This is a genomic window from Chryseobacterium ginsengisoli (assembly GCF_039542325.1).
Lineage (GTDB): Bacteria > Bacteroidota > Bacteroidia > Flavobacteriales > Weeksellaceae > Chryseobacterium > Chryseobacterium ginsengisoli.
In genome coordinates this window covers 376688-399876 of record NZ_BAABHX010000003.1, presented here as the reverse complement: position 1 = coordinate 399876, position 23189 = coordinate 376688, and the positions used below count along the sequence as shown (strand labels likewise).

Annotated in this window: 19 protein-coding genes; 13 read left to right on the top strand and 6 right to left on the bottom strand. The window is 35.1% G+C overall.

Annotated features, from left to right (window positions below; all coding sequences use genetic code 11):
• Positions 1-137: 137 nt before the first annotated feature.
• From ABD940_RS11035 to ABD940_RS11000, 8 genes are all read left to right on the top strand, one after another.
• On the top strand, positions 138-2333 hold the full coding sequence (locus ABD940_RS11035) for a glutamine synthetase III family protein (protein WP_345203599.1): 2196 nt from the start codon (positions 138-140) through the stop codon (positions 2331-2333).
• A gap of 142 nt (positions 2334-2475) precedes the next feature.
• A complete protein-coding gene (locus ABD940_RS11030) occupies positions 2476-3195 on the top strand; it encodes a hypothetical protein (protein WP_345203597.1) in 720 nt (239 codons plus the stop codon).
• Positions 3196-3294: 99 nt separating this feature from the next.
• Positions 3295-3987 (top strand): response regulator transcription factor, encoded by a 693-nt coding sequence (locus tag ABD940_RS11025; RefSeq protein ID WP_345203595.1) that lies wholly within the window; start codon positions 3295-3297, stop codon positions 3985-3987.
• Complete coding sequence (locus ABD940_RS11020; protein ID WP_345203593.1) at positions 3984-5336, top strand: sensor histidine kinase; 1353 nt, start codon at positions 3984-3986, stop codon at positions 5334-5336. Before ABD940_RS11025 ends, ABD940_RS11020 begins: the two co-directional genes overlap by 4 nt.
• A gap of 80 nt (positions 5337-5416) precedes the next feature.
• Entirely contained in the window at positions 5417-6808 is a 1392-nt protein-coding gene (locus ABD940_RS11015; protein ID WP_345203591.1) for a TolC family protein, read from the top strand.
• Between the two features lie 32 nt (positions 6809-6840).
• Positions 6841-10110, top strand: coding sequence for an efflux RND transporter permease subunit (locus tag ABD940_RS11010; protein WP_345203589.1), 3270 nt, complete (start codon positions 6841-6843; stop codon positions 10108-10110).
• Positions 10111-10136: 26 nt separating this feature from the next.
• Entirely contained in the window at positions 10137-11243 is a 1107-nt protein-coding gene (locus ABD940_RS11005; protein ID WP_345203587.1) for an efflux RND transporter periplasmic adaptor subunit, read from the top strand.
• 305 nt (positions 11244-11548) lie between these two features.
• Positions 11549-12265 (top strand): C40 family peptidase, encoded by a 717-nt coding sequence (locus tag ABD940_RS11000; RefSeq protein ID WP_345203585.1) that lies wholly within the window; start codon positions 11549-11551, stop codon positions 12263-12265.
• 81 nt (positions 12266-12346) lie between these two features.
• On the opposite strand, the gene ABD940_RS10995 is transcribed toward ABD940_RS11000, so the two are convergent.
• From ABD940_RS10995 to ABD940_RS10970, 6 genes are read right to left on the bottom strand one after another with little or no spacing between them, the layout of a single operon-like run.
• Entirely contained in the window at positions 12347-12928 is a 582-nt protein-coding gene (locus ABD940_RS10995; RefSeq protein ID WP_345203583.1) for a pentapeptide repeat-containing protein, read from the bottom strand.
• 56 nt (positions 12929-12984) lie between these two features.
• Positions 12985-14214 carry a rod shape-determining protein RodA gene (rodA, locus tag ABD940_RS10990; RefSeq protein ID WP_345203580.1) on the bottom strand — a complete coding sequence of 410 codons (1230 nt, stop codon included), beginning with the start codon at positions 14212-14214 and terminating at the stop codon, positions 12985-12987.
• Complete coding sequence (locus ABD940_RS10985) at positions 14211-16250, bottom strand: peptidoglycan D,D-transpeptidase FtsI family protein (RefSeq protein WP_345203575.1); 2040 nt, start codon at positions 16248-16250, stop codon at positions 14211-14213. The genes rodA and ABD940_RS10985 overlap by 4 nt, the downstream gene beginning before the upstream one ends.
• Positions 16247-16753 (bottom strand): rod shape-determining protein MreD, encoded by a 507-nt coding sequence (locus tag ABD940_RS10980; RefSeq protein WP_345203572.1) that lies wholly within the window; start codon positions 16751-16753, stop codon positions 16247-16249. The genes ABD940_RS10985 and ABD940_RS10980 overlap by 4 nt, the downstream gene beginning before the upstream one ends.
• Entirely contained in the window at positions 16746-17600 is an 855-nt protein-coding gene (gene mreC, locus ABD940_RS10975; RefSeq protein ID WP_345203570.1) for a rod shape-determining protein MreC, read from the bottom strand. The genes ABD940_RS10980 and mreC overlap by 8 nt, the downstream gene beginning before the upstream one ends.
• Positions 17601-17628: 28 nt before the next feature.
• Complete coding sequence (locus ABD940_RS10970) at positions 17629-18654, bottom strand: rod shape-determining protein (protein ID WP_345203567.1); 1026 nt, start codon at positions 18652-18654, stop codon at positions 17629-17631.
• Between the two features lie 396 nt (positions 18655-19050).
• Here ABD940_RS10970 and hemA point away from each other — a divergent pair, with 396 nt between their 5' ends.
• Genes hemA through ABD940_RS10945 form a run of 5 tightly spaced genes read left to right on the top strand, consistent with a single transcriptional unit; the run spans position 19051 to position 23169 of the window.
• On the top strand, positions 19051-20325 hold the full coding sequence (gene hemA / locus ABD940_RS10965; protein ID WP_345203564.1) for a glutamyl-tRNA reductase: 1275 nt from the start codon (positions 19051-19053) through the stop codon (positions 20323-20325).
• On the top strand, positions 20312-21223 hold the full coding sequence (gene hemC, locus ABD940_RS10960) for a hydroxymethylbilane synthase (protein ID WP_345203562.1): 912 nt from the start codon (positions 20312-20314) through the stop codon (positions 21221-21223). Before hemA ends, hemC begins: the two co-directional genes overlap by 14 nt.
• Before the next feature lie 21 nt (positions 21224-21244).
• Positions 21245-21826 (top strand): DUF1287 domain-containing protein, encoded by a 582-nt coding sequence (locus ABD940_RS10955; RefSeq protein ID WP_345203559.1) that lies wholly within the window; start codon positions 21245-21247, stop codon positions 21824-21826.
• A gap of 3 nt (positions 21827-21829) precedes the next feature.
• The gene (locus ABD940_RS10950; protein WP_345203556.1) at positions 21830-22486 is read left to right on the top strand and encodes a peptidoglycan recognition protein family protein; all 657 of its coding nucleotides are present in this window, start codon (positions 21830-21832) and stop codon (positions 22484-22486) included.
• The gene (locus ABD940_RS10945) at positions 22486-23169 is read left to right on the top strand and encodes a uroporphyrinogen-III synthase (RefSeq protein WP_345203553.1); all 684 of its coding nucleotides are present in this window, start codon (positions 22486-22488) and stop codon (positions 23167-23169) included. Before ABD940_RS10950 ends, ABD940_RS10945 begins: the two co-directional genes overlap by 1 nt.
• The last annotated feature ends 20 nt before the right edge of the window (positions 23170-23189 follow it).

Genomic DNA, 23189 nt, shown 5'->3' with positions numbered 1-23189 from the left:
TATTAAATATATAGCTCCAAAAAAGTTAAATACCCATTTAAATTTTAGTTAATTTTCAAATTACCCCTTAAATTTTTAGGGTAAAAATATTTTCAATTCATTTTTTTCGTAAATTTGCCCCGTAAAAATTAACCTATATGTCAACTTTAAGATTCAAAGCGTTAGAAACTTTACCATTTAAGGACTTTAGAAGAGATAACTCGGTTGAAGTTCCTGTAAAATTATCAGAATTGTTCTGTCAAAATGTTTTCTCGGAAGAAACAATGAGAGAATATTTAACTAAAGAAGCTTTCCAATCTATTTTGGATGCAATGAAAAAAGGAACTAAGATCCAGAGACACATTGCAGATCAGGTAGCTGTAGCGATGAAAGACTGGGCAATGAGCAAAGGAGTAACTCACTATACTCACTGGTTTCAGCCTTTGACAGGTACAACTGCAGAAAAGCACGATTCTTTCTTCACGCCAATCGAAGGAGGTAGAGCGATCGAAAGATTCAGCGGAAACTTATTGATTCAGCAGGAACCGGATGCATCTTCTTTCCCGAACGGTGGTATCAGAAACACTTTCGAAGCGAGAGGTTATACAGCTTGGGATCCTACATCTCCGGCATTCATCATGGGAACTACATTATGTATTCCTTCGATTTTCATCTCTTATACAGGAGAAACTTTAGATTATAAAGCACCTCTTTTAAGAGCTTTGAACGCTGTAGATGAAGCTGCAACAAACGTAATGCAGTATTTTGACAAAAACGTAACAAAAGTAACTCCAACTTTAGGTTGGGAACAAGAATACTTCCTGGTTGATTCAGCATTGTATCAATCTCGTCCTGACTTGGTTTTAACAGGTAAAACTTTATTAGGACATTCTCCGGCAAAAGGACAGCAATTGGATGATCACTATTTCGGTTCAATTCCTACAAGAGTAATGAACTTCATGAAAGAGTTGGAAATCGAATGTATGAAATTGGGTATTCCTGTAACAACAAGACACAATGAAGTTGCTCCAAACCAATTCGAGCTAGCTCCAATGTTTGAAGAAGTAAACGTTGCCGTTGATCACAACTCTTTGTTGATGGACGTAATGGCGAGAATTGCTCACAGACACCATTTCCACATTTTATTCCACGAAAAACCATTCGCAGGAGTAAACGGAAGCGGAAAACACAACAACTGGTCTTTGGCAACTGATACAGGTGAAAACCTTTTAAGCCCGGGGAAAAATCCGAAGAAAAACTTACAATTCTTAACGTTCTTCGTTAATACAATTAAAGCTGTTCACGAATATGCTGACCTTTTAAGAGCAAGTATAGCTTCTGCAAGCAACGATCACAGATTGGGCGCAAACGAAGCTCCACCTGCGATTATTTCTGTATTTATCGGAAGCCAATTGTTCAGAGTGTTGGAAGAGCTTGAAAAAGTAACAGAAGGGAAACTTTCTCCGGACGAAAAAACAGATTTAAAATTAAATGTAGTTGGGAAAATTCCTGAAATCTTGTTGGATAACACTGACAGAAACAGAACTTCCCCATTTGCATTTACAGGAAATAAATTCGAGATCAGAGCGGTAGGTTCTTCTGCAAACTGCGCAGAATCTATGACGGTAATGAATACAATCGCTGCAAAACAATTAAACGATTTCAAAAAAGAAGTTGATGCTTTAATTGAAACTGGTCTTAAGAAAGACGAAGCGATCTTCAATGTGTTGAGAGAATACATCAAGCAGTGTAAAAACATTATGTTTGAAGGTGACGGATACTCTGAAGATTGGGCTTTAGAAGCTGAAAAAAGAGGTTTAAATAACTTAAAAACTACTCCTGAAGCTCTTAAGCAGGAAATGGATCAAAAATTCGTTGACCTTTACGAAGAGATGGGAATTTTCAATCACAGAGAAGTTGAAGCCAGAAATGAAATCAAACTAGAGAAATATTCTACTGTAATTGATATTGAAGCAAGAGTTTTAAGTGACATCGCAAGAAACCACATTATTCCTTCTGCATTAAAGTATCAGAACAGATTGATCGAAAACGTAAAAGGTCTTAAAGAAATCTTCGGAGATAAAGAATTCAAAACATTAGCGAAAGAGCAAATGAGTTTGATTACTAATATTTCTGAGAATGTTTCTATCATTAAATTAGGCGTTGAAGAATTAATTAAAGCGAGAGAAGCTGCAAAAGCAGTAACAGAAAGTCAGACGCAGGCAGAAGACTACTGCACCAAAGTAATCCCATTATTTGACGCTATCAGAGATGCTTCTGATGATCTGGAAATGATGGTTGATGATGAACTTTGGCCATTGACGAAATACAGAGAAATGTTATTTACAAAGTAACATTTTGTAAAGTTCCATATTAGTGAAACTCCTCGATTTTATCGGGGAGTTTTTTGTTTTGTTTAAGAGCAATACTGGAAACCGTATTGTTGTGAATTTTTAATACATTAAAATTGCAATTTTGTATAAAATCAATATCAAAATGAAAAAAATTTTAGAAAAACTCAACATGGACAAAACGATTAATCTCATAAAAGATTATGCATCATTTTTACTTTTAATGGCCTCATTTCTAGGGGGAGTAAAACAATTTATTACTTTATGTTTTTATTCTCCTTCTCTTCTTCAATACTTTTCTTTCTCTCAAGTATTAATAGACGGTATTAGCATTCTGATAAAAAGCATTATTTTTTTATTGGCTATATCGATTGGAATTATAACATATTTATTTACATCTCAAATTCTTCGTACAATTTCTATTATTACATCTTCTATTTGTACTTTATTTTTTTTAACTCTAACAATATTTCCTGCGGACAATCCAATGGCTCATTTAATCTTTCAAAATTTATTTATTATATCTGTAGGTGTTTTATTTGGTTTAGTTTATAATATTGGAAATGTTAGTAAAAAAAGATTTTTATTCATCTCATGTTTTTATGGTTTGTTTGTAATAATATCTGATCATCAACAAGCCGATGATATAATAAATATAGAAAAACATAATGTTGATGTTGCTAAGAAATATCCTAAAGCCAAACTTTTATATAGTAATGATACATATTTATTTTACGGAATACCAAAGGATCCCAAAAAAGAAATTATAAATATTGGGCTTTTACTTCCTCCTCCGAAAGAAAAATTCGTTCTATGCAATTTCTATATTGAAAAAAAAGACGTTCTATTTAAAGAAACTAAATAGATATATCAGCATTTTTACTTTTAATTTAAAACACTAATAGACAAAGACTTCCACAACTTCAAGATTCATACAAAATTTAATTATAATTTTGCCCCAATTATGAAAATCCTGATCATAGAAGACAACAAAGAACTCGCTCAAAGTATGGAATTTTACCTTGAAGGCGAAAACTATATCTGTGAATGTGCTTACAATTATAATGAAGCGCTGGAACGTCTGACGTTCAATTCTTACGATTGTATCTTACTGGATATTATGTTGCCCGACGGAAACGGATTGAATATTTTAAATTACATTAAAACCGAAAAAATCAACAGCGGAATTCTTATTATTTCTGCTAAAAATGCCTTAGATGACAAAATCAACGGGCTGGAAAAAGGAGCCGACGATTACATTACAAAACCTTTCCATTTACCGGAATTACACGCCAGATTAAGAGCTGTTTACAGAAGGAAAAAAATGGACGGATACAGCGAAGTGAAGTTCAATGAAATTATTTTAAATACGGATACTTTCGAAGTTGTGATCCACGAAACAAGACTGGAAGTTACTCAAAAAGAATTTGAATTATTGCTTTATTTTCTCGTCAATAAAAACCGCGTATTATCGAAACAATCTATTGCAAACCATCTTTGGGGTGATTATACCGATAATTTAGCTAATTTTGATTTTGTTTATCAGCACGTAAAAAATCTCAGAAAAAAAATCGGCGCTGCACAGGGAAACGACTACATCGAAACGATCTACGGATTGGGCTACAAGTTTAATGCATTAAAATATAATGCTTCATGAATTTATTGAATAAAATATCAGTCTGGTTTATCGCCATTGTCTTGCTGGTAACGCCTGTGAGCATGTATATTTCGTACACAAGCATCAAAAAAAGGCTGGATAATGTGGAAATTGAAAGACTTAAAAACGTCAACAATTACGTTATTAATCAGATAAAAAAAGGCGAAACTCCGGCAAGTTCTACGCAGGGTCTTCCTATTTCCATTAATGTTTTAAATGGAAAAAATCTTCCTGCAGAACCGGAAATTATTCACACCTGTCTTGAAGATAATGGTATTTCCAAAAACGAATGTAAAATTCAGATCAATTCTTTTGCAAACGTCGACAACAAAATTTACAAAATTTCATCTTATACATATATTACTGCTACGAAAGAAATTATGGGCGGAATGCTGATCGCTCTTTTCTGGAAATTATTATTAATCACAGCCATTGTTTTTATTACGGCAAGGATTTTATCTAAATTCATATTAAAACCCTTTAACCATGCGATCGACGGGCTTCAAAATTTCAGCATTCAGAAAAAGGAAAAATTACAGCTTTTACCAACAAGCACAAAAGAATTCGAAAAATTGAATGAATTTCTGAAGAAAATGACTGATAAAGCACTGGAAGATTATGCTTCTGTCAAAGAATTTTCCGAAAATGCTTCCCATGAAGTTCAAACTCCTTTAGCAATAATTCAAAGTAAGATTGAATTGTTGGCAGAAACGGAAATCAATGAAAATCAAGCAATTTTATTGACAGACATTCAAAATTCCATTGATAAATTAAGCCGAATCAATCGTTCATTAATTCTTTTAACTAAATTAAATAACAACGAATTTTTAACCAATAAAGAATTGAAATTCTGCACCGTTGAAAAGGAAGCTTTATGCATGTATTCCGATCATTTAGCTTTAAAAAATATTACTTTAAATAGAAGTTGCGAAAAGAATGTTTTTGTTAAAATTCACCCGACTTTAGCAGAAATTTTGCTGAGCAATCTACTTTCAAACGCGATTAGACACAATCTGGAAGGCGGAAAAATAGAAATTAATTTAAACAAAAACTATTTCCAGATCAGCAACACGGGATTACCGCCCGATGTTCCGACGAATGAATTGTTTAAAAGATTCAAAAAAAGCAATCAATCGAACGAAAGTATAGGACTTGGACTTTCAATAGTGAAACAAATCTGCGAGGTGAACGAATTTTCTGTTCATTATGATTTTGTTGATGGATGGCACAGTATTACCATCTATTTTGATAAAGCTGAGGTTCACGAACCGTCAATTTCCGATAAAATTTTAACTGAAAATAATTTAGAATTCGAAAGCGTTGAACAAATGGTAAATTTTGCTGATTAAAAGCAAATTACATTATTATTTTCAACTTCAAATTTGCTTCAAAATGTATTTTTTACTTTGAAAAAAGAAAAATACGTTAGATGCTTTCAAGAATTTTTATTCTCGCCTTATCATCCATTTTTTTTGTCAACACAGCGAAAGCACAGGAAGTTCTCACGCTACAATCTGCGCTGGAAACTGCTGTTCAAAATTACGGATCTATTAAAGCCAAAGAATCTTACCGATTATCGTCACAGGAATCGATAGAACTGGCAAAACGGCAATATCTGCCCAACCTCAATATCAGTCTGCAACAGGATTACGGAACAGTGAACGGACAAAACGGTCCTTTGTACGGTTTCGGCGGTTACGGTGTGGCTTCTTCAGGACTTCCTCTTCCCGATCAGAATTGGAATGCTTCTTTCGGAGCTCTATATTTAGCTAATGTCAACTGGGAATTTTTCTCTTTCGGAAAGGCCAAACAAAGGGTAAAAGTTGCTGAATTCAAAAATCTGAGAGATACCAAAGATTTGTCGGATGAAATTTTCCAGCATAAAGTGAAAGTTGCTGCAGCTTATCTTAATGTTTTAGCGGCTAAAAAATTAAAACTTTCCTACGCCAGAAATCTCGTAAGAACCGATACCATCAGAAGAATTGTCGAGGTAAAAGAAAAAAACGGAATCGTTCCCGGAGTTGATTTATCCCTTGCAAAAGCCGATTACGCCAATGCAATGATCACGTACACCAAATCAAAAGACAACGAACAGGAACAGGAAAACAAACTGGCTCAGTTGTTGGGAATTCCATCTCAGGAATTTGTGTTGGACAGTACTTTATTAAAAAGAATTCCGACCGATTTTCCGATCGAAGCCAATTCTTCTTTGGAAAATCATCCTTTATTAGCTTTATATAAAAGCAGAATCAATGTAAGCGAACAGGAAAAACAGTTTCTGAAAACACAATATTATCCATCCTTTTCGATGGTTGGAGTTTTCCAGACGAGAGGTTCCGGATTTGGAAATGGTTATGCTCAAAACCAAAGTGATTTTTCAACGTCTTACTGGGATGGAATTCATCCAACAAGAAGCAATTATTTGCTTGGACTTGGCGTTTCGTGGAATTTCACTCAAACTTATCGATTATCAAAAGAAATCAGTGCTCAGGATTATGTAAGTCAAGGTTTAAAACACGAATATGATTTGGCTGAACAACAATTAAAAGCTCAATTGGATTTATCCGAAAACAAATGGAAAAATGCTATTACGGTGTACGATCAAGTTCCGATTCAGCTGAAATCTGCCAATGACGCTTACATTCAACGATCGGTTTTATATAAAAATGGTTTGACGGATTTGGTGGATTTATCCCAAGCAATTTATGCGTTGGTAAGAGCCGAAACGGACAGAGACATCGCGATCAGCAATGTTTGGAATGCTTTATTGTTGAAAGCTGCAGCAACAGGTGATTTCACTGTTTTTGAAAACGAATTGTAAGATTAGTATAAACTATAATCAACATTATCTCAATGAACTTAATAAGATTTGCATTAAGAAAACCCATTACGATTTTAGTACTTGTTGCAGGGCTGTTTTTCTTCGGAATACGGTCTATGAACTCTATTAAAGTCGATATTTTCCCAAAACTGGATTTACCGGTAATCTATGTTTCTCACCCCTACAGCGGATATACACCGCAACAGATGGAAGCATTTTTTGCCAAACAATACATCAATATTTTCCTTTTCGTAAACGGAATTAAAAGTATTGAAACCAAAAATATTCAGGGACTGACTTTAATGAAAATTAATTTCTATCCCGGAACCAACATGGCACAAGCCGCCGCAGAACTGAACTCGTTTTCAACCAGAATTCAGGCTGCATTTCCACCAGGTTCCAACCCTCCTTTTATCATTCGTTTTGATGCCTCTACCCTTCCGGTCGGACAATTGGTTTTAAGCAGTGATAAAAGATCCAACAATGAATTGCTCGACCTCGCGAATGTGTATGTACGTTCGACTTTTACATCGATTCCGGGGATCGTTTCATCTCCGCCTTTTGGGGGAAATATTCGTACGGTCGTTATTAATGCCAATCCGGATTTACTCCGTCAACATAATATGACACCCGATCAGCTCGTGGAAGCTTTACGTTTGAACAACCAAACTGCACCTTCCGGAAACGTAAGAATTGGAGATAAATATTACATCACTCCGACCAATACGATGATTAAAAATGTAAAAGATTTCGAAAATATTCCTTTGTTTAAAGGCAGTGTTCAGAATCTTTATTTGAGAGATGTTGCAACAGTGACCGACGGAGCGGATATGACTTCCGGATATGCTTTGGTCAACGGTCGTCGTTCGGTTTATTTGAGTATTGCTAAAAGTGCCGATGCCTCAACTTGGGACGTAGTTCAGAATTTGAAAAAACAATTACCGCAGATTCAATCCAATCTTCCGGACGATGTGAAAGTAAGTTTTGAATTTGATCAGTCAACTTATGTAATTAATTCAGTTAAAAGTTTATTAAGCGAAGGAACAATCGGAGCCATTCTCACCGGATTGATGGTAATTCTATTTCTCGGCGATATCAGAGGAGCGTTGATTGTAATTCTCACGATTCCGACTTCCATTATTTCTGCAGTTTTATTTTTAAATCTTTTCGGACAGACCATCAATATCATGACATTGAGTGGACTTGCTCTCGCCATCGGGATTCTCGTCGACGAAAGTACCGTTACCATAGAAAATATTCACCAGCATTTGGATATGGGAAAACCCAAATCTCTCGCCGTCTGGGATGCCTGTAAAGAAATCGCCTTTCCTAAATTATTGATTCTGTTTTGTATTCTAGCAGTTTTTGCACCTGCTTTTACAATGGGAGGTATTCCGGGATCATTGTTCTTACCGTTGGCTTTGGCAATTGGTTTCAGTATGATTGTTTCTTATTTCCTTGCGCAGACTTTCGTTCCGGTAATGGCAAACTGGATCATGAAAGTAAAACATCACAAAGCAAAGGACGGGCATACTTTAACAGATTCTGAAGAATTAAAAGCAGCAGGATTGAGTGATGAAAATGATACATGGAGTCAGAAAGAAATTTTGCTTAAAAACGAAGACAGCAACCGCGACGGAAAAGTAAGTTTATTTGAAAAAATAAGATTCCGTTATCTGAAGTTTTTAGACCGAATCATGCCGTATCGAAAAATAGTAGTTTCAGCTTATATTTTATTGATGATGGGAATGGTTGCTTTGTTTTTAAATTCTATTGGACGAGACGTTTTACCACAAGTGAACGGAAATCAGTTTCAGGTAAGAACGCGAATTCCGGACGGAACAAGAATTGAAAAGAATGAACTTCAAACTTTAAAATTATTAGACGGAATTAAAGAAATTGTCGGAAAAGACAATGTTTCCATCACATCCGCCTATATAGGAACGCATCCGACGCTTTTCTCGGTAAGTCCGATTTACCTTTGGATGGCGGGTTCTCACGAAACCGTTTTACAGGTTGGTTTAAATGAAGATTATCATACCAATATGGATGATTTAAAAGATAAAATCAGAGAGAAAGCGAAAAGCATTAATCCTGATATGAAATTATCTTTCGAGCCGATTGAATTAACGGAAAAAATTCTTAGTCAAGGTTCTCCGACTCCAATTGAAGTGAGATTATCGGGAAGAGATAAAAGTGTGAATGAAGCTTATGCTAAAAAAATAGTGGAAGAACTAAAGAAGATTCCTTATTTGAGAGACGTTCAGATTGGTCAATCTATCAAATATCCTGCATTGGATATTAATGTCGATCGTGTTCGTGCTGCTCAATTGGGAGTTGATATGTCGGATGTTTCGCGTTCGTTGGTGGCTTCAACTTCATCATCAAGATTTACAGAAAAAAATATCTGGACGGATGAAAAAGGAGGTTACAGCTACAACGTTCAGGTTCAGATTCCTGAAAATAAAATGAACAGCAAAGAAGAAATTGCCGAAATTCCGTTGCAGAAAAATTCAAACAGACCGAATTTGGGCGATGTCGCAACCATCAAAAATAGCTTCACTTACGGAGAAACCGACAACTTGGGAGCAATGCCAACTTTGACAGTGACCGCAAATCTTAATCATACCGATTTGGGAACCGCTTCAAGAGACGTACAAAAAGTAATTGATAATATCGGCGAACTTCCAAGAGGTTTAAATATTCAAATGATTGGTTTAAGTCAGACTTTAAATGAGACGTTAAGCAGTTTACAAAGCAGTTTGATTATTGCGATTGTAGTGATTTTCCTAATGTTAGCTGCCAATTTCCAGTCTTTTAAAGTTTCTGCCGTTGTATTGGCAACAGCGCCTGCGGTTTTGGTTGGATCATTAGCTTTATTAATCATCACAGGATCAACACTTAACCTGCAATCTTACATGGGAATCATCATGTCGGTCGGAGTTTCGATTTCGAATGCCGTATTATTAATTACCAACGCAGAACAATTAAGAAAACACAACGGAAACGCCTTACTTTCTGCAAGAGAAGCTGCAGCGCTGAGGTTGAGACCGATTGTAATGACCGCTTTGGCTATGGTTGTGGGAATGATTCCGATGGCACTCGGATTGGGAGAAGCCGGCGATCAGGTTTCACCGTTGGGAAGAGCCGTGATAGGAGGTTTGGTTGCTTCTACTTTTGCAGCCCTTTTCATTCTTCCGCTTGCGTTTGCGTGGGGACAAGGAAAAGCGACGACTCAAAGTGTTTCTCTTGATCCTGAAGATGAGGAAAGCATTCACTTTATGCCTGAAATTGTAAAATAAATAACCTAAACTATTAATGATAAAATATGAATCGATTATATAAATATTTAATTCCGACAATACTGGTTTTCAGCTTACAAAGTTGCGGACACGAGGAAAAAAAGGAAGCAAAAAAATCAGCAGAACCATCTTCACCAGACATAGAAGCAGTGAGTCCTTCTCAAGCAGATTTTTCATCATCAACAGCAATTCCGGGAGAATTACAACCCTATCAAAAAGTTGATGTATATGCAAAAGTGAGCAGTTTTGTCAAAAAACTTTATGTAGATGTCGGAAATGAAGTAAAAGCGGGGCAATTACTGGCAACACTGGAAGCTCCTGAAATCAATTCTCAGCAAAGTGCGGCTTCATCAGCTTTAAAATCAAAAGAGGCATTGTACATTGCGAGCAAAGCAAAATATGACCGGTTAAAAGAAACCAGCAAAACGCCGGGAACGATTTCGGCTCTTGATCTGGAGCAGGCTTTAGCGGCACAAAGATCTGATTTAGCACAATTGGAAGCTGCAAAAGCGTCTTATCGTGAAGTTGCTGATGTTAAAAATTATTTACAGATCAGAGCACCGTTTAGTGGAAATATTGCAATGAGAAATGTGAGTGCAGGAGCTTATGTCGGACCTTCAGGAAAAGGTTCGGATTTGCCAATGTTCAGTTTGGTTCAGCAGGACAGACTGCGTTTGGTGGTAAATGTTCCGGAATCTTACACAGGATTATTGAACAAAAACGGAGATATAAAATTCTCTATTCAATCTATTCCTGGAGAAACTTTTACGGCAAAAGTGGCGAGATTTGCAGGAGCTTTGGATAGCAAATTACGTTCTCAATGGGTAGAAATGGATGTTTACAACAAAGACAAAAGATTGTTGCCGGGAATGGTTGCGAATGTGATTTTACCATTAAGCGAAAATAATAAATCATTGTCCGTGCCTTCTACTGCAGTGTTAAATTCTACTTTGGGAATATTCGTTATTAAAGTTGAAAAAAATATTGCACATTGGATTCCTATAACGGCAGAAATTGCCAATGGTGAAGTCACAACAATCATTGGGAATATTTCTACGAATGATGTAATTGTTAAGAATGCATCAGAAGAAATAAGAGATGGGCAGAATATTAGAGTTAAACTGCTTAAATAGACTCATTATCATCATTTTATTAACAAAATTTACAACTCATTTTCTTTAGCAAAAATTTAAAACAATCCTTTGATAGGAATAATCTATAATAATTATGTTAAAGAATCTTAATAAAAAAAACCGCACACTCGCCTAAAATAGGGGGCTGCGGTTTGTTTTTTTTTAACATACATGAATAATATGTTAAAATATGTTAAATAAAGAACCTGACAATTATCATATCGGGGCTCTTTTATTCGGATTCTATATTTTTGTAATGCTTTTGAAAAATATACTATCCTATTTAACACGATAATCAAATATATATGAAGAAAAGAGTTTTGTTTTATTTAGTTGCTTTTGTGTCTACAGTATCGTTACAATCGTGTGTTACAAACTACGTAGTTTCAAAACCAGCAACTTATGCTAAAGAATACAAAACAGATGCCAAACTAGCTTCACTTGAAACAAACAAAATGGAGCAGGATAAGCAGAAATTAATCAACTCATTTCTTGCTGAAAAGGCAGCTACTTTAGTAAATGCAAAAAATTCAATCAAAAATTCTGAGATTGCAAAGTCAATCAGACATAATAAAACTATCGACGGAATTCTTACTGAAGCAGAAACTTATCTTGGAACTCCTTACAGATATGGAGGAATGACAAGAAACGGGATCGACTGTTCAGCTTTTGTTCTTTCAGTGTTCGGTGCTGCAGCGGGTCTTAGCTTACCAAGAGTAGCAGCTTCTCAGTCTGAAGAAGGAGGAGAAAGAATCGAAAAAGAAAACCTTCAGAAAGGAGATTTGATTTTCTTTTCTCATGGAAGAAGAATTTCTCACGTAGGAATTGTAGAAAGTGTAACTGAAGAAGGTGAAGTAAAATTCATTCATGCAGCCACGTCGAAAGGTGTAATGATTTCTTCGCTTAATGACTCTTATTGGGGACCTAAATACAGATTCGGAAAAAGAGTGATCAACGAAAATGGAGAAGCTTATAACAACCTTGCTACAACAACTCCTGTATCAAACGGAACAAGTTTTTAATTTTAAATAATTGATTTAAATAATGAAGCCATCAAAATTTTTGATGGCTTTTTTTATTTGTCTCATATTAAACTTTTAAAACTAAGAGTTCTTATCAATCTCAATATCGAATTTACGAAGAAGACCATGAACTTCGGAAAGTGAGAATTTAGCCTTTTTAAGCTTATTTAAAGAAGGATTAATCGAATAATTGAACGCAGTCCTGAAATCTACTTTTTCGAGGTTTGTACGATCGAAAACCGTACCGGACAAATCACTTCCACTAAAGACCGCATTAGAAAGATCACATTCTGAAAAATCGACTTCTGTTAATTTTGAGTTTTTAAATATCGTTTTCTTGATGGATGTTTTATAAAAAATAGAATTATTCAACAAACAGTTTTCAAATTTAAATGACAGACCAAATTCGTTGCATTCATTAAACTGTAAGCCAAACATTTTACACTCTTTAAAAATAACGTCTCGAAAAGCTGCTGAAACAAGTTTAGCCATACTTAAATTACAACCTATAAATTCACAATCATTAAAATTAAATCCAGAAAGATTAGAATACTCAAAATTACAATTTCTGAATGTACAATTTTCATATTCTCCTTTCTCCAAAGGTTGCTGCCCGAAATCTGTGTTCTCGAAATTTTCGTCTGAGAAGTATGATTGTTTCATAGATTTTATGATGATTTATGTTTCGCGAAGATTATGCAGATTTTAATTTGAAGCTTTTAAACTAAACTATTTTTATCTGAATAATTTAATTTAAAGAAAATAAAGGTCATGATTGAAAAGGCAAGCAACGAACTTCCTCCATAACTAAAATACGGCAAAGGAATACCAACCGTAGGGAAAAGCCCCATAACCATTCCTAAATTTATTGTAAAGTGCATCAAAAGAATCGAAGCAAAACAATATCCGAAAACGCGATTAAAACCAGATTTCTGCTGTTCTGCAAGATAATAAATTCTTCCGATGAAAACCATATAGGCAAGAATTAAAACGGCACTTCCAACAAAACCCCATTCTTCACCCACTGTACAGAAAATATAATCGGTTTCCTGCTCAGGAACGAATTTCCCCTGTGTAACTGAACCTTCGCGATACCCTTTTCCTAAAAGTCCGCCAGAACCGATTGCCGTTTTTGAATATAATAAGTTGTAACCCGAAGTATCTCTGAATGCTTTTTCACCTTTAAAAAGAACCTCAATTCTTTCTCTCTGGTGCTTTGGCAATTTTTCTAAAATATAAGGCGACCCGAATGCCAATCCGCATAAAATAACCACCGAACCTACTATACTTGATATCGAAATAACATTCCAGGACATTTTGTAATAGTTCATCGCAATCCAACCTCCGATAATCAGGACGATTGCACCTGCAACATACATAGGATTTATTGCTAATGAAACAAGGAAAACTCCCGCAAAAAGAAAGCCGATTCCGAATAACGTTCCGCTCATTCCTTCACGATATAAAGCTATGAAAAATGCAATAAAAACCAACATAGACCCCACATCAGGAATTGCCAAAACGACAGCCGCAGGAATTCCTATAATTGCCAGTGTTGTAAGAAGAGATTTTCTGTTTTTCAAATTAAATTCAGGACCGGAAACATAATTGGAAAGCATCAAAGCTGTTCCGATTTTTGCAAATTCTACCGGCTGCATCGTAAAACTTCCGAACTTGTACCAGTTTTTCTGTCCGAGAATTTCCTTACCAAAAGGGAAAAGCCCGACCAAAAGTAAAACACCGCCAATGTAAATAATTCCCGACATATTTTCGAAGAATTTGCTTCTTCCCACGAAAATTATCAACCCCACAAACAAGGATATACAGAAGAAAACCAATTGTTTTTCTCCCAATTTCTGATCAACACTGTAGATATTTGCAATTGCAAAAAGGCAAAGCAAGAAATACAAGCCAAGACCTAACTTATCTATTCCTTCTGCCCACTTCATTGTTTTACAGATTTTGTGTTTTTATTATTTTTAGTTTCGATATCTATCTGTTTCTGCAATTTTGCTTTTTGCTCTTTAATAAAATTAAGACTATCCAGAATTCTTTTTTGTTTTACAGAATCTAAGGACGGATCTTTATAAAGTCCTTTACGTTTCAGATCTGCGATCCATTGTCTTTTATATTCAGGCATAAAGCTCGCGCCAGTCATTTTTTTGTAAAGATTTTCACGCTTAAGATCTCCTGTAATATATTTTTCGGCAATTACAGTAGAAGCAGGACCTGCCCAAGTTGCACCAAATCCGGCATGCTCCATTACAGCAACAACAACAATTTTCGGTTTATCAGCAGGCGCAATCAATACAAAGATCGAGTTATCTTTTCCTTGAGGAACCTGTGCCGTACCTGTTTTTGCCAACATAGTAAAATCATTTGACTTTAAACTGTGCGCTGTACCTCTTAAAACCACGGCTTCCATACCTTTTAATACAGGTTCAAAATGTTTTGGATCTACTAAGGTTTTATGTTTTACTTTAAATCTTTTATCCGGATTTGGTTTTCCGTCGATAGCTTTTACTATATGAGGAGTATAATACCATCCTTTATTAGCTATTGCTCCGACATAATTTGCCAGTTGAAGAGGTGTAACCATGACATCACCCTGTCCCATTCCATTAAAAACCGCTCCTGTAGCCAATGGATCCCAATTTTTAGGATCTTTTTTTGAACCACTGGCTTTATAAATACCCTTCATTCTTTTTTCATAAAATTCACCTGAAGGAATTCTACCTCTTGCACCAACGGCGAAGTCATTATTTAAAAATTCTCCTACCCCAAAGCTACTCATGATCGCTTTCCATTCATCAACACCTTTTGAAGGATTTCCGGGATATTTATTAACGATTGCCAAATAAGCATAAGAAAAATAACAGTTACTCGAAACCTGAATCGCCGGAATCAATGGATCTGCTCCACCGTGACCTTTAATTCTCAACCCTCTGTAATTAAATCCACCACCACAAGGGAAAACCGTATTTTCATCCATCACGCCCATTTGCATTGCGGACAAAGCCGTAAGCAATTTAAAAGTCGATCCGGGAGGATAAGCCGCCTGTAAAGAACGGTCGAAAGTTGGTTTATTTTCGTAAATAGTATCTTTTGATAAAGCGTATAAATTTTTAGACTTATTTGGTCCGGTGAAAAGATTCGGATCAATATCCGGTCCGGTTGCAGCGACTAAAACCTCTCCGTTATTCGGGTCTAAAGCCACAATGGCACCATGCTTATTCACCATCATTTCTTCAGCCATTCTCTGAAGATCATAATCGATGGTTAAGGTAATATCTTTTCCAGTAATAACATCTTTATCTAAAGTTCCGTTTTTGTAAGAACCTACATTTCGGAGTTTGATATCTTTTTGGATGTATTTCATTCCTTTTACTCCACGAAGTTCTTTTTCGTAAGCTTTTTCAATTCCCGTTTTTCCGATGAAATCTCCAGGCAGATAATACGTTGAATCTTTTTTAATTTCCCTTTCATTTACCTCACTTGTATAGCCCAAAAGGTTTCCTGAAGTTGAAACTTCATATTGACGCTGAGGTCTTGAAACAATGCTGAATGCAGGATATTTAAATATAATTTCCTGAACTCTGGCAATATCTTCGCGGCTGAGATTTTTGATGAAAGTCATCGGAGTCAGCTTAGAATAATATTTCTCTTTTTTAATATTGTTAATTGTTCTGATAAAATCATTTTTATTGATTTTCATCAGGTTACAGAATGCTAAAGTATCAAAATCAGGTCGCATCAAAGCCTGAGTAAAAGAAATTTCGTAGGCAGGCTGGTTACCTACCATAATTTTACCATTCCTATCGAAAACCACTCCTCTTTGCGGAATGACATATTCGATTTTAATGGAAGTATTTGCGGCGTTCAGCGCATAACGGTCTGTGAAAAGCTGTAAATAAGCAAGTCTCGCAACAAAAATTGATGCGATGACCAGGAGAACGGAAAAAATTTTTAAATAACGTGTGTTCAAACTTTTTGTTTGATTTTAAATATTAATGCGTAAATAACTATAAATATAAATGAAATTACACTAGTTACCAATACATTAATTAATATTTCAAAAAATCTACTAAACTTAAAGAACTCTATATATTGTACTAAAAGCTGATGTAAAAAGATACTTGAAAACAAAAACAGCAAAAACTGCGCCCATTGAAGGGATTGAAAAGAGAAAAAATCTGTAGAAGTATCTGTAGATGTTCTGAAAATCAAGGTCCTGAAATAGGCGATCAAAGTTGTTGCAAATGCATTGATTCCCCATGAATAGAGGAACGCGTCAACCGATAAGCCGATCAGAAAACTTAAAGCTAAAAACTGAAATTTATTTCTAAAAAAAGGATAAAACATGACAAACACAGGATAAAGCACCGGAGTGAACTTACCTAAAATGGTAATCCTGTTCAATACAAAAATTTGTAATGCAACCAAGAAAATCATGATCAAAATGTCCGTAAATAAAGTCCTGCTAATCATTTTCCTTTTTTATTACAGCCTGCATTGTATCCTGGATTTTTTGAACTTCAGCTTTTTTAAGATTTTTAACAACATAAACTTTACTTAAAGCTCCCATTTTTTCACTTAATTCAACCGAAATATCCCAGAATCCTGTTTTATTATCTACGGAATAACCCGCAATTGTACCAATCTGAACACCTTTAGGGAAAATAGCTGACTTCCCGTCTGTAACAACAGTATCGCCAATTTTCAACGCAACATATTTAGGAATATCTGCTAAGTGCATCACTCTCGAATTATCTCCGTTCCAAGTTAAGGTTCCGAAATATCCCGAATTTTTAAGAGCTGCATTGATTCTGATTCTGTTTACACTTAAAACCGACTGAACCAACGCATAACTATCTGTAGAATTGATTACGATTCCTGCAATACCTTTCGGAGCCATAACGCCCATTTGCGGAAATACACCATCTCTTCTACCTCTGTTTATTGTAAAATAATTATTTCTTCTGTTAATACTGTTGAAAACGATCTCCCCATCTACGAATGTATATATTTGTCCGCCTCCTAAAGTATCATGAACTTTTCGAAATTTAGGATTTGCCGCACCTTGCTTTCCATAAAGCTCAACCATCAAAGCTTTGTTTTGAGCAACAAGATCTTCATTGGTCTGCTTTAATTTAAGGTAAGAAACTCCTTCATCAATATATCCGGAAACCCATGAATTCAGCGCAGCCGACTGACCCGCAATCCAGGATTTCTGCATGGCATTTTTAGAGAATATCAGAACCAGAGCAATAATTTGCAGGAATATAAAGAAGACAAAAAGTGCGTTCTTCGAAAATAATCTCAGCAAAAATCCCATTCAGATATAAAGTCGTAAAAAGTTAAAATTATTTAATTAAGAAATTGAATTTATCCATATTCTTAAGTGCGATACCTGTTCCACGAACTACAGCTCTCAAAGGATCTTCTGCAACAAATACAGGAAGACCGGTTTTCTTGTGTAATCTGTCCGCAAGACCTCTCAATAAAGCACCACCACCAGCAAGATAAATACCAGTTTTGTAAATATCAGCTGCCAATTCCGGCGGAGTAAGGGAAAGAGTTTCCATTACAGCATCTTCAATTCTGATGATAGATTTGTCTAATGCTCTTGCAATCTCTTTATATCCCACCATGATTTCTTTTGGCTTACCTGTAATAAGGTCTCTACCCTGTACCGGAATATCTTCAATATCAACATCAAGATCTTCAACCGCAGAACCAACTTCAATTTTAATTCTCTCAGCCGTTCTTTCTCCAATATATAAATTATGGTGAGTTCTTAAGAAATATGCAATATCGTTTGTAAATACATCACCTGCAATTTTCACAGATTTATCACAAACAATACCTCCCAAAGCAACTACAGCAATTTCCGTAGTACCACCACCTATATCGATGATCATGTTACCTTCAGGTTTTTGTACGTCGATTCCAACCCCGATTGCAGCAGCCATTGGTTCGTAAATCAATCGAACCTCTTTCGCGTTTACTTTCTGAGCAGAATCTCTTACTGCTCTCTTTTCAACCTCTGTAATTCCGGAAGGAATACAGATCACAATTCTTAATGCCGGTTGAATGAATTTACCTTTAATTCCAGGAATTAATTTAATAAATTCTTTAATCATGTGTTCAGAAGCGTGGAAATCTGCAATAACCCCATCTTTCAACGGACGGATTGTTTTGATATCCTCGTGAGTTTTACCCTGCATATGTTTTGCCTGCTCGCCTACAGCAATCGGTCTGCCCGTAGAACGTTCAATCGCGACAATTGACGGCTGATCTATAACAATTTTATTATTATGGATGATAAGCGTGTTGGCAGTACCAAGGTCTATCGCAATCTCTTGCGTAAACATATTGAATAAACTCATACTATTTTTCTTCTGATTTTTTAAAGAGTTACAAAGATATAAATTTAAGGCGTCTAAAGAAATTTCGCGAGCATATAATTTGGTTAAAATTTTATTAAAATTTGTAATTAGTTATTAACTTTTACTTTAAGCATTTACAGACTTTAATTTAAACCAGATTTAAGGTTTTCTCAGGCTGGAAGCGCAACGAAGGATGACAGAAGTTTTCATTCATAAAAAAGACCGAATCTGTAAATTAAATGATAAGCCTAAAGCGTTAAAAATTTGATAATAATTTTAACATTTCATAAAGATTAAAAGTTTATTTAGAACCATCCCAAAATAGTTTTTCACGATAATTATCATATACAGTTTCTCAAAATCATTACTGAAAAAAAACGTAAATTTGCCCCGCTTATGTTACAGTATTCCAATATACATCAAACGTCGAATTTCGCCGTACTTTCTATAAGCTTTGAAAAGGCAGACGTAGAAACTAGGGGGAAATTTGCTTTCTTTGATGAAAACATCAAAAACTTTGTTACCCGAATTCATAATGAAGATTTAGGAGATGCTTTTGTGGTTTCTACCTGTAACAGAACGGAAATTTATACCACTTCTCCCAATTATCTTCTGGTTGCCGAAGAATATTGCAAAACAATTGGAGTAAATCTTATGGATTTTCTTCAGTTTGCCAATATTTTGACAAAGGAAGAAGCCCTGATCCATTTATTCAGAGTGGCGGCAGGATTGGAAAGCCAGATCATCGGAGATTTTGAAATTATCGGACAGATAAAAAAAGCATACGCACGTTTCAAAAAGGAAAGACAGAATTCTAATCCTTATCTGGAAAGATCAATTAATTCTGCAATTCAGATTTCGAAAAGAATTAAAAATGAAACGGGTATTTCCAACGGTGCAGCTTCCGTTTCTTACGCTGCAGTTCATTATATTTTAAACAATCAAAAAAGAATTACCGAAAAAAACATTCTTTTGTTGGGAGTTGGTGAAATCGGACAAAATACAGTTGAAAATCTGGTAAAACATGTTTATCAGCCAAAAATTAAAATTGCCAACAGAACTCAGGAAACAGCCGCAAAAATTTCCGAGAAATACAATATTCCTCACATTGATTACGCTGATTTTGATAAAGAATTAAGCGAAACAGATATTTTGATCGTTGCAACCGGAGCAAGACAGCCAATCGTGAATAAATCTCATTTCCCGAACGGAAAGGAAACGTTGGTTATCGACCTTTCAATTCCAAATAACGTTGATAAAGATGTTATGGAAAATGAAAATGTAACGTTAATCGATGTTGATGAACTTTCAAAACAGATTCAGGAAACGATTCAGCAAAGAGAAAAAGAAATCCCGAAAGCTGAAAAAATCATCAAGGAAATGACGAAAGACTTCCTTGAATGGGAGAAAAAGAGAAAACTGGCTCCAAATATTCACCATTTCAAAGCGGTTTTAAAGAACATGGAACGCAACGAAATGCACAATTTTTACAGAAAAAATAAATACATAAACATCACGGATATGGAACTTTCCGATAAAATGATTCAGAAAATCACCAACCGTTTTGCAAAATATATCATCGATAATCCTTTAAAAGCCGAAGAAATTAGTAAATTAATGCACGAAATATTAGTTGAACAACCAAACAACGAATTCAATGAAAAGCATTAGAATCGGAACCAGAAATTCTGCATTAGCACTTTGGCAGGCGAGAGAAGTTGCGAGGCATCTTCAGAACAACAATTATTTAACGGAAATCGTTCCTATTGTATCTTCGGGCGATAAAAATCTTACTCAACCACTTTATGCTTTGGGAATCACAGGAGTTTTCACAAGAGATCTTGATGTTGCATTATTAAATGACGAGATCGATATCGCAGTACATTCTTTAAAAGATGTTCCGACAAAACTTCCGGAAAATCTGGAGATCATTTCTTATATGGAAAGAGATTTTCCTCAAGATGTGTTAATCCGAAAAGAATCTGCAAAAAATAAAGAACTTCACGAACTGAAATTGGCAACAAGCAGTTTGAGAAGAAGAGCATTTTGGTTAAAAAATTATCCGAATGCAGAATTTTCAGATATCCGTGGAAATATTCAGACCCGTCTTCAAAAATTGGAAGAAGGAGATTTTGATGCTACGATTTTATCTTTAGCCGGAATCAAAAGAATGAAAATGGACATTGACTATGAAATGTTGCCATTTTTAATTCCAGCTCCGTCACAAGGCGTAATTGCCATTGCCGGACATTCTGAAAAAACTGAGATCAACGAAATTCTAAAACAACTTACCAATCATTCGAAAACACAGATCTGCGTAGAAATGGAAAGAAATTTCCTGGGCACTTTAGAAGGTGGATGTACAGCACCAATCGGGGCTTTTGCTGAAATTTTTGAAGACCAGATCCGTTTCAAAGCGGCACTTTGTTCATTGGACGGTAAAAATTGCATTGCGACAGACGAAAGTTTTATATATAATGAAGAAGAAAATTTCGGGGAAAAGTTTGCAAAAGCTGTTCTTGAAAACGGAGGAAAAGAACTGATGGCAGAAATTAAGAGCCAAATCTAATTTGATTCTAATTTCACTTCAATGAAAAAGTATTTCACTATCCTTATTATTGTATGTTGTGTTTTTATTGCAAAAGCACAAAACCAATTTGCACAGAAATTATCTGATGCTGCCTTAAGCTTAACAAAAGACAAGGTAACTTATGATCCTGCTTATTTTACATTAAAATATCCGAACGGAGATGTTCCGGCTGACAAAGGAGTTTGTACTGATGTTGTCATTAGAGCCTACAGAAAATTGGGAATCGATCTTCAGAAAGAAGTTCATGAAGATATGGCGAAAAATTTTTCAAAATATCCTAAAACCTGGGGTTTAAAAAAGCCTGACACCAATATTGATCATAGAAGAGTTCCAAATTTGAGAGTTTTCTTCGCCAAATTCGGAAAATCAAAATCAATTGAAACGAAGCCTGAATTGTACCTTCCCGGAGATATTGTGACTTGGCTTCTGCCTGGAAATTTAACGCACATCGGAATTGTTGTTAATAAAAAATCTACGGACGGAAAAAGATATTTAATTGTACATAATATCGGAGGAGGACAGGTTCTTGAAGACTGTCTTTTTAAATTTACCATTACAGGGCATTATCAATATCAAAAGTAAAAGATGAAGAATATTATTTGCTTTTTGTTTGTATTGGTGATAGGTTTTGTTGCAGGACAGAAAAACGAGCCGAAGATCATTAATAAACCTATCAGTTATTCTGAGGAAAGAATTCGTTTGAGTCTAGAATATTTAAAAGAACATCACGGTTTGGTTCAGAAAACACCGACGATTGTTCCTAAAATGATTGTTCTTCATTACACAGCGGGTGGAAATGTAGAAAGCAATTTTAAATATTTTAATAAAACCAATCTTGAAAGCGGAAGAAGTACTTTAAAAAAACAAAGCACTTTGAATGTTTCTTCACAATTTATTATTGATAGAGACGGAACGATTTATCAATTAATGGAGCCGACTCAATTTGCAAGACACACGATCGGATTGAATTATTGTGCCATCGGAATTGAAAATATCGGAAGCAAAAAAGAACCGCTTACTGAAAAACAAGTTGCAGCCAATGCGCAGTTGGTAAGATATTTAACCCAGAAATATAAAATAGAATACCTCATCGGACATTCAGAATACGGAATTTTCAGAAATTCAAAGATTTGGAAAGAATCTGATCCGAATTATTTCACAGGAAAAGAAGATCCGGGAAAAGATTTCATGAACAAAGTAAGGCTTCAAGTTGCCGATTTACATCTAAAAGATAAACCTTAATGAAAATTTTATTTACCAAAAACATTGATCCAACGATTATATCCAAAGAATTAGGAGAGGATATTTCGGTTGATTTTGTTGAGGTAATAAAAACAAATCCTATAAAAACAACTCCTTTTGATCTGAAAAATTTTTCACTGATCTTCACAAGTGTGAATGGAGTAAGTTCTTTTTTTAAAAACGGTTTTAAGCCAAGTGAAGATTTTACAGCAAAGAATTATAACAAAATCTATTGCGTCGGCGAAAAAACAAAAAAAGAATTAAGAAAACACGGTTTCGGAACTTTTAAGGTTTTAAAAAATGCCGAAACGCTTTCAAAATTCATCACCAATCATTGTCAGCATGAAAGTTTTTTACACTTTTGCGGAAATTTAGCCATAAGTGTTCTCGACAATGAACTTCCTTTGCAAAATATTAAGTATAAAAAAGTTACGATCTACAAAACAGAAGAAATTAATCCTTTGATAACTGAAAAATATCATGCGGGTGTATTTTTTAGTCCGAGTGGAGTTCGTAGTTTTGCAAAGCAAAATTCTTTTGATGGTATGACACTCGTTTCCATTGGTGAAACAACCGCCAATGAATTGAGAAAATATGTTTCAAAACCGATCTTAACTTCGGAAGGAAACAATCTGATCTCTGTTTTGAGGTTAATAAAAAAGGAAATTGTAAACAAAAATTGATATATTTTAATTGTCATTCG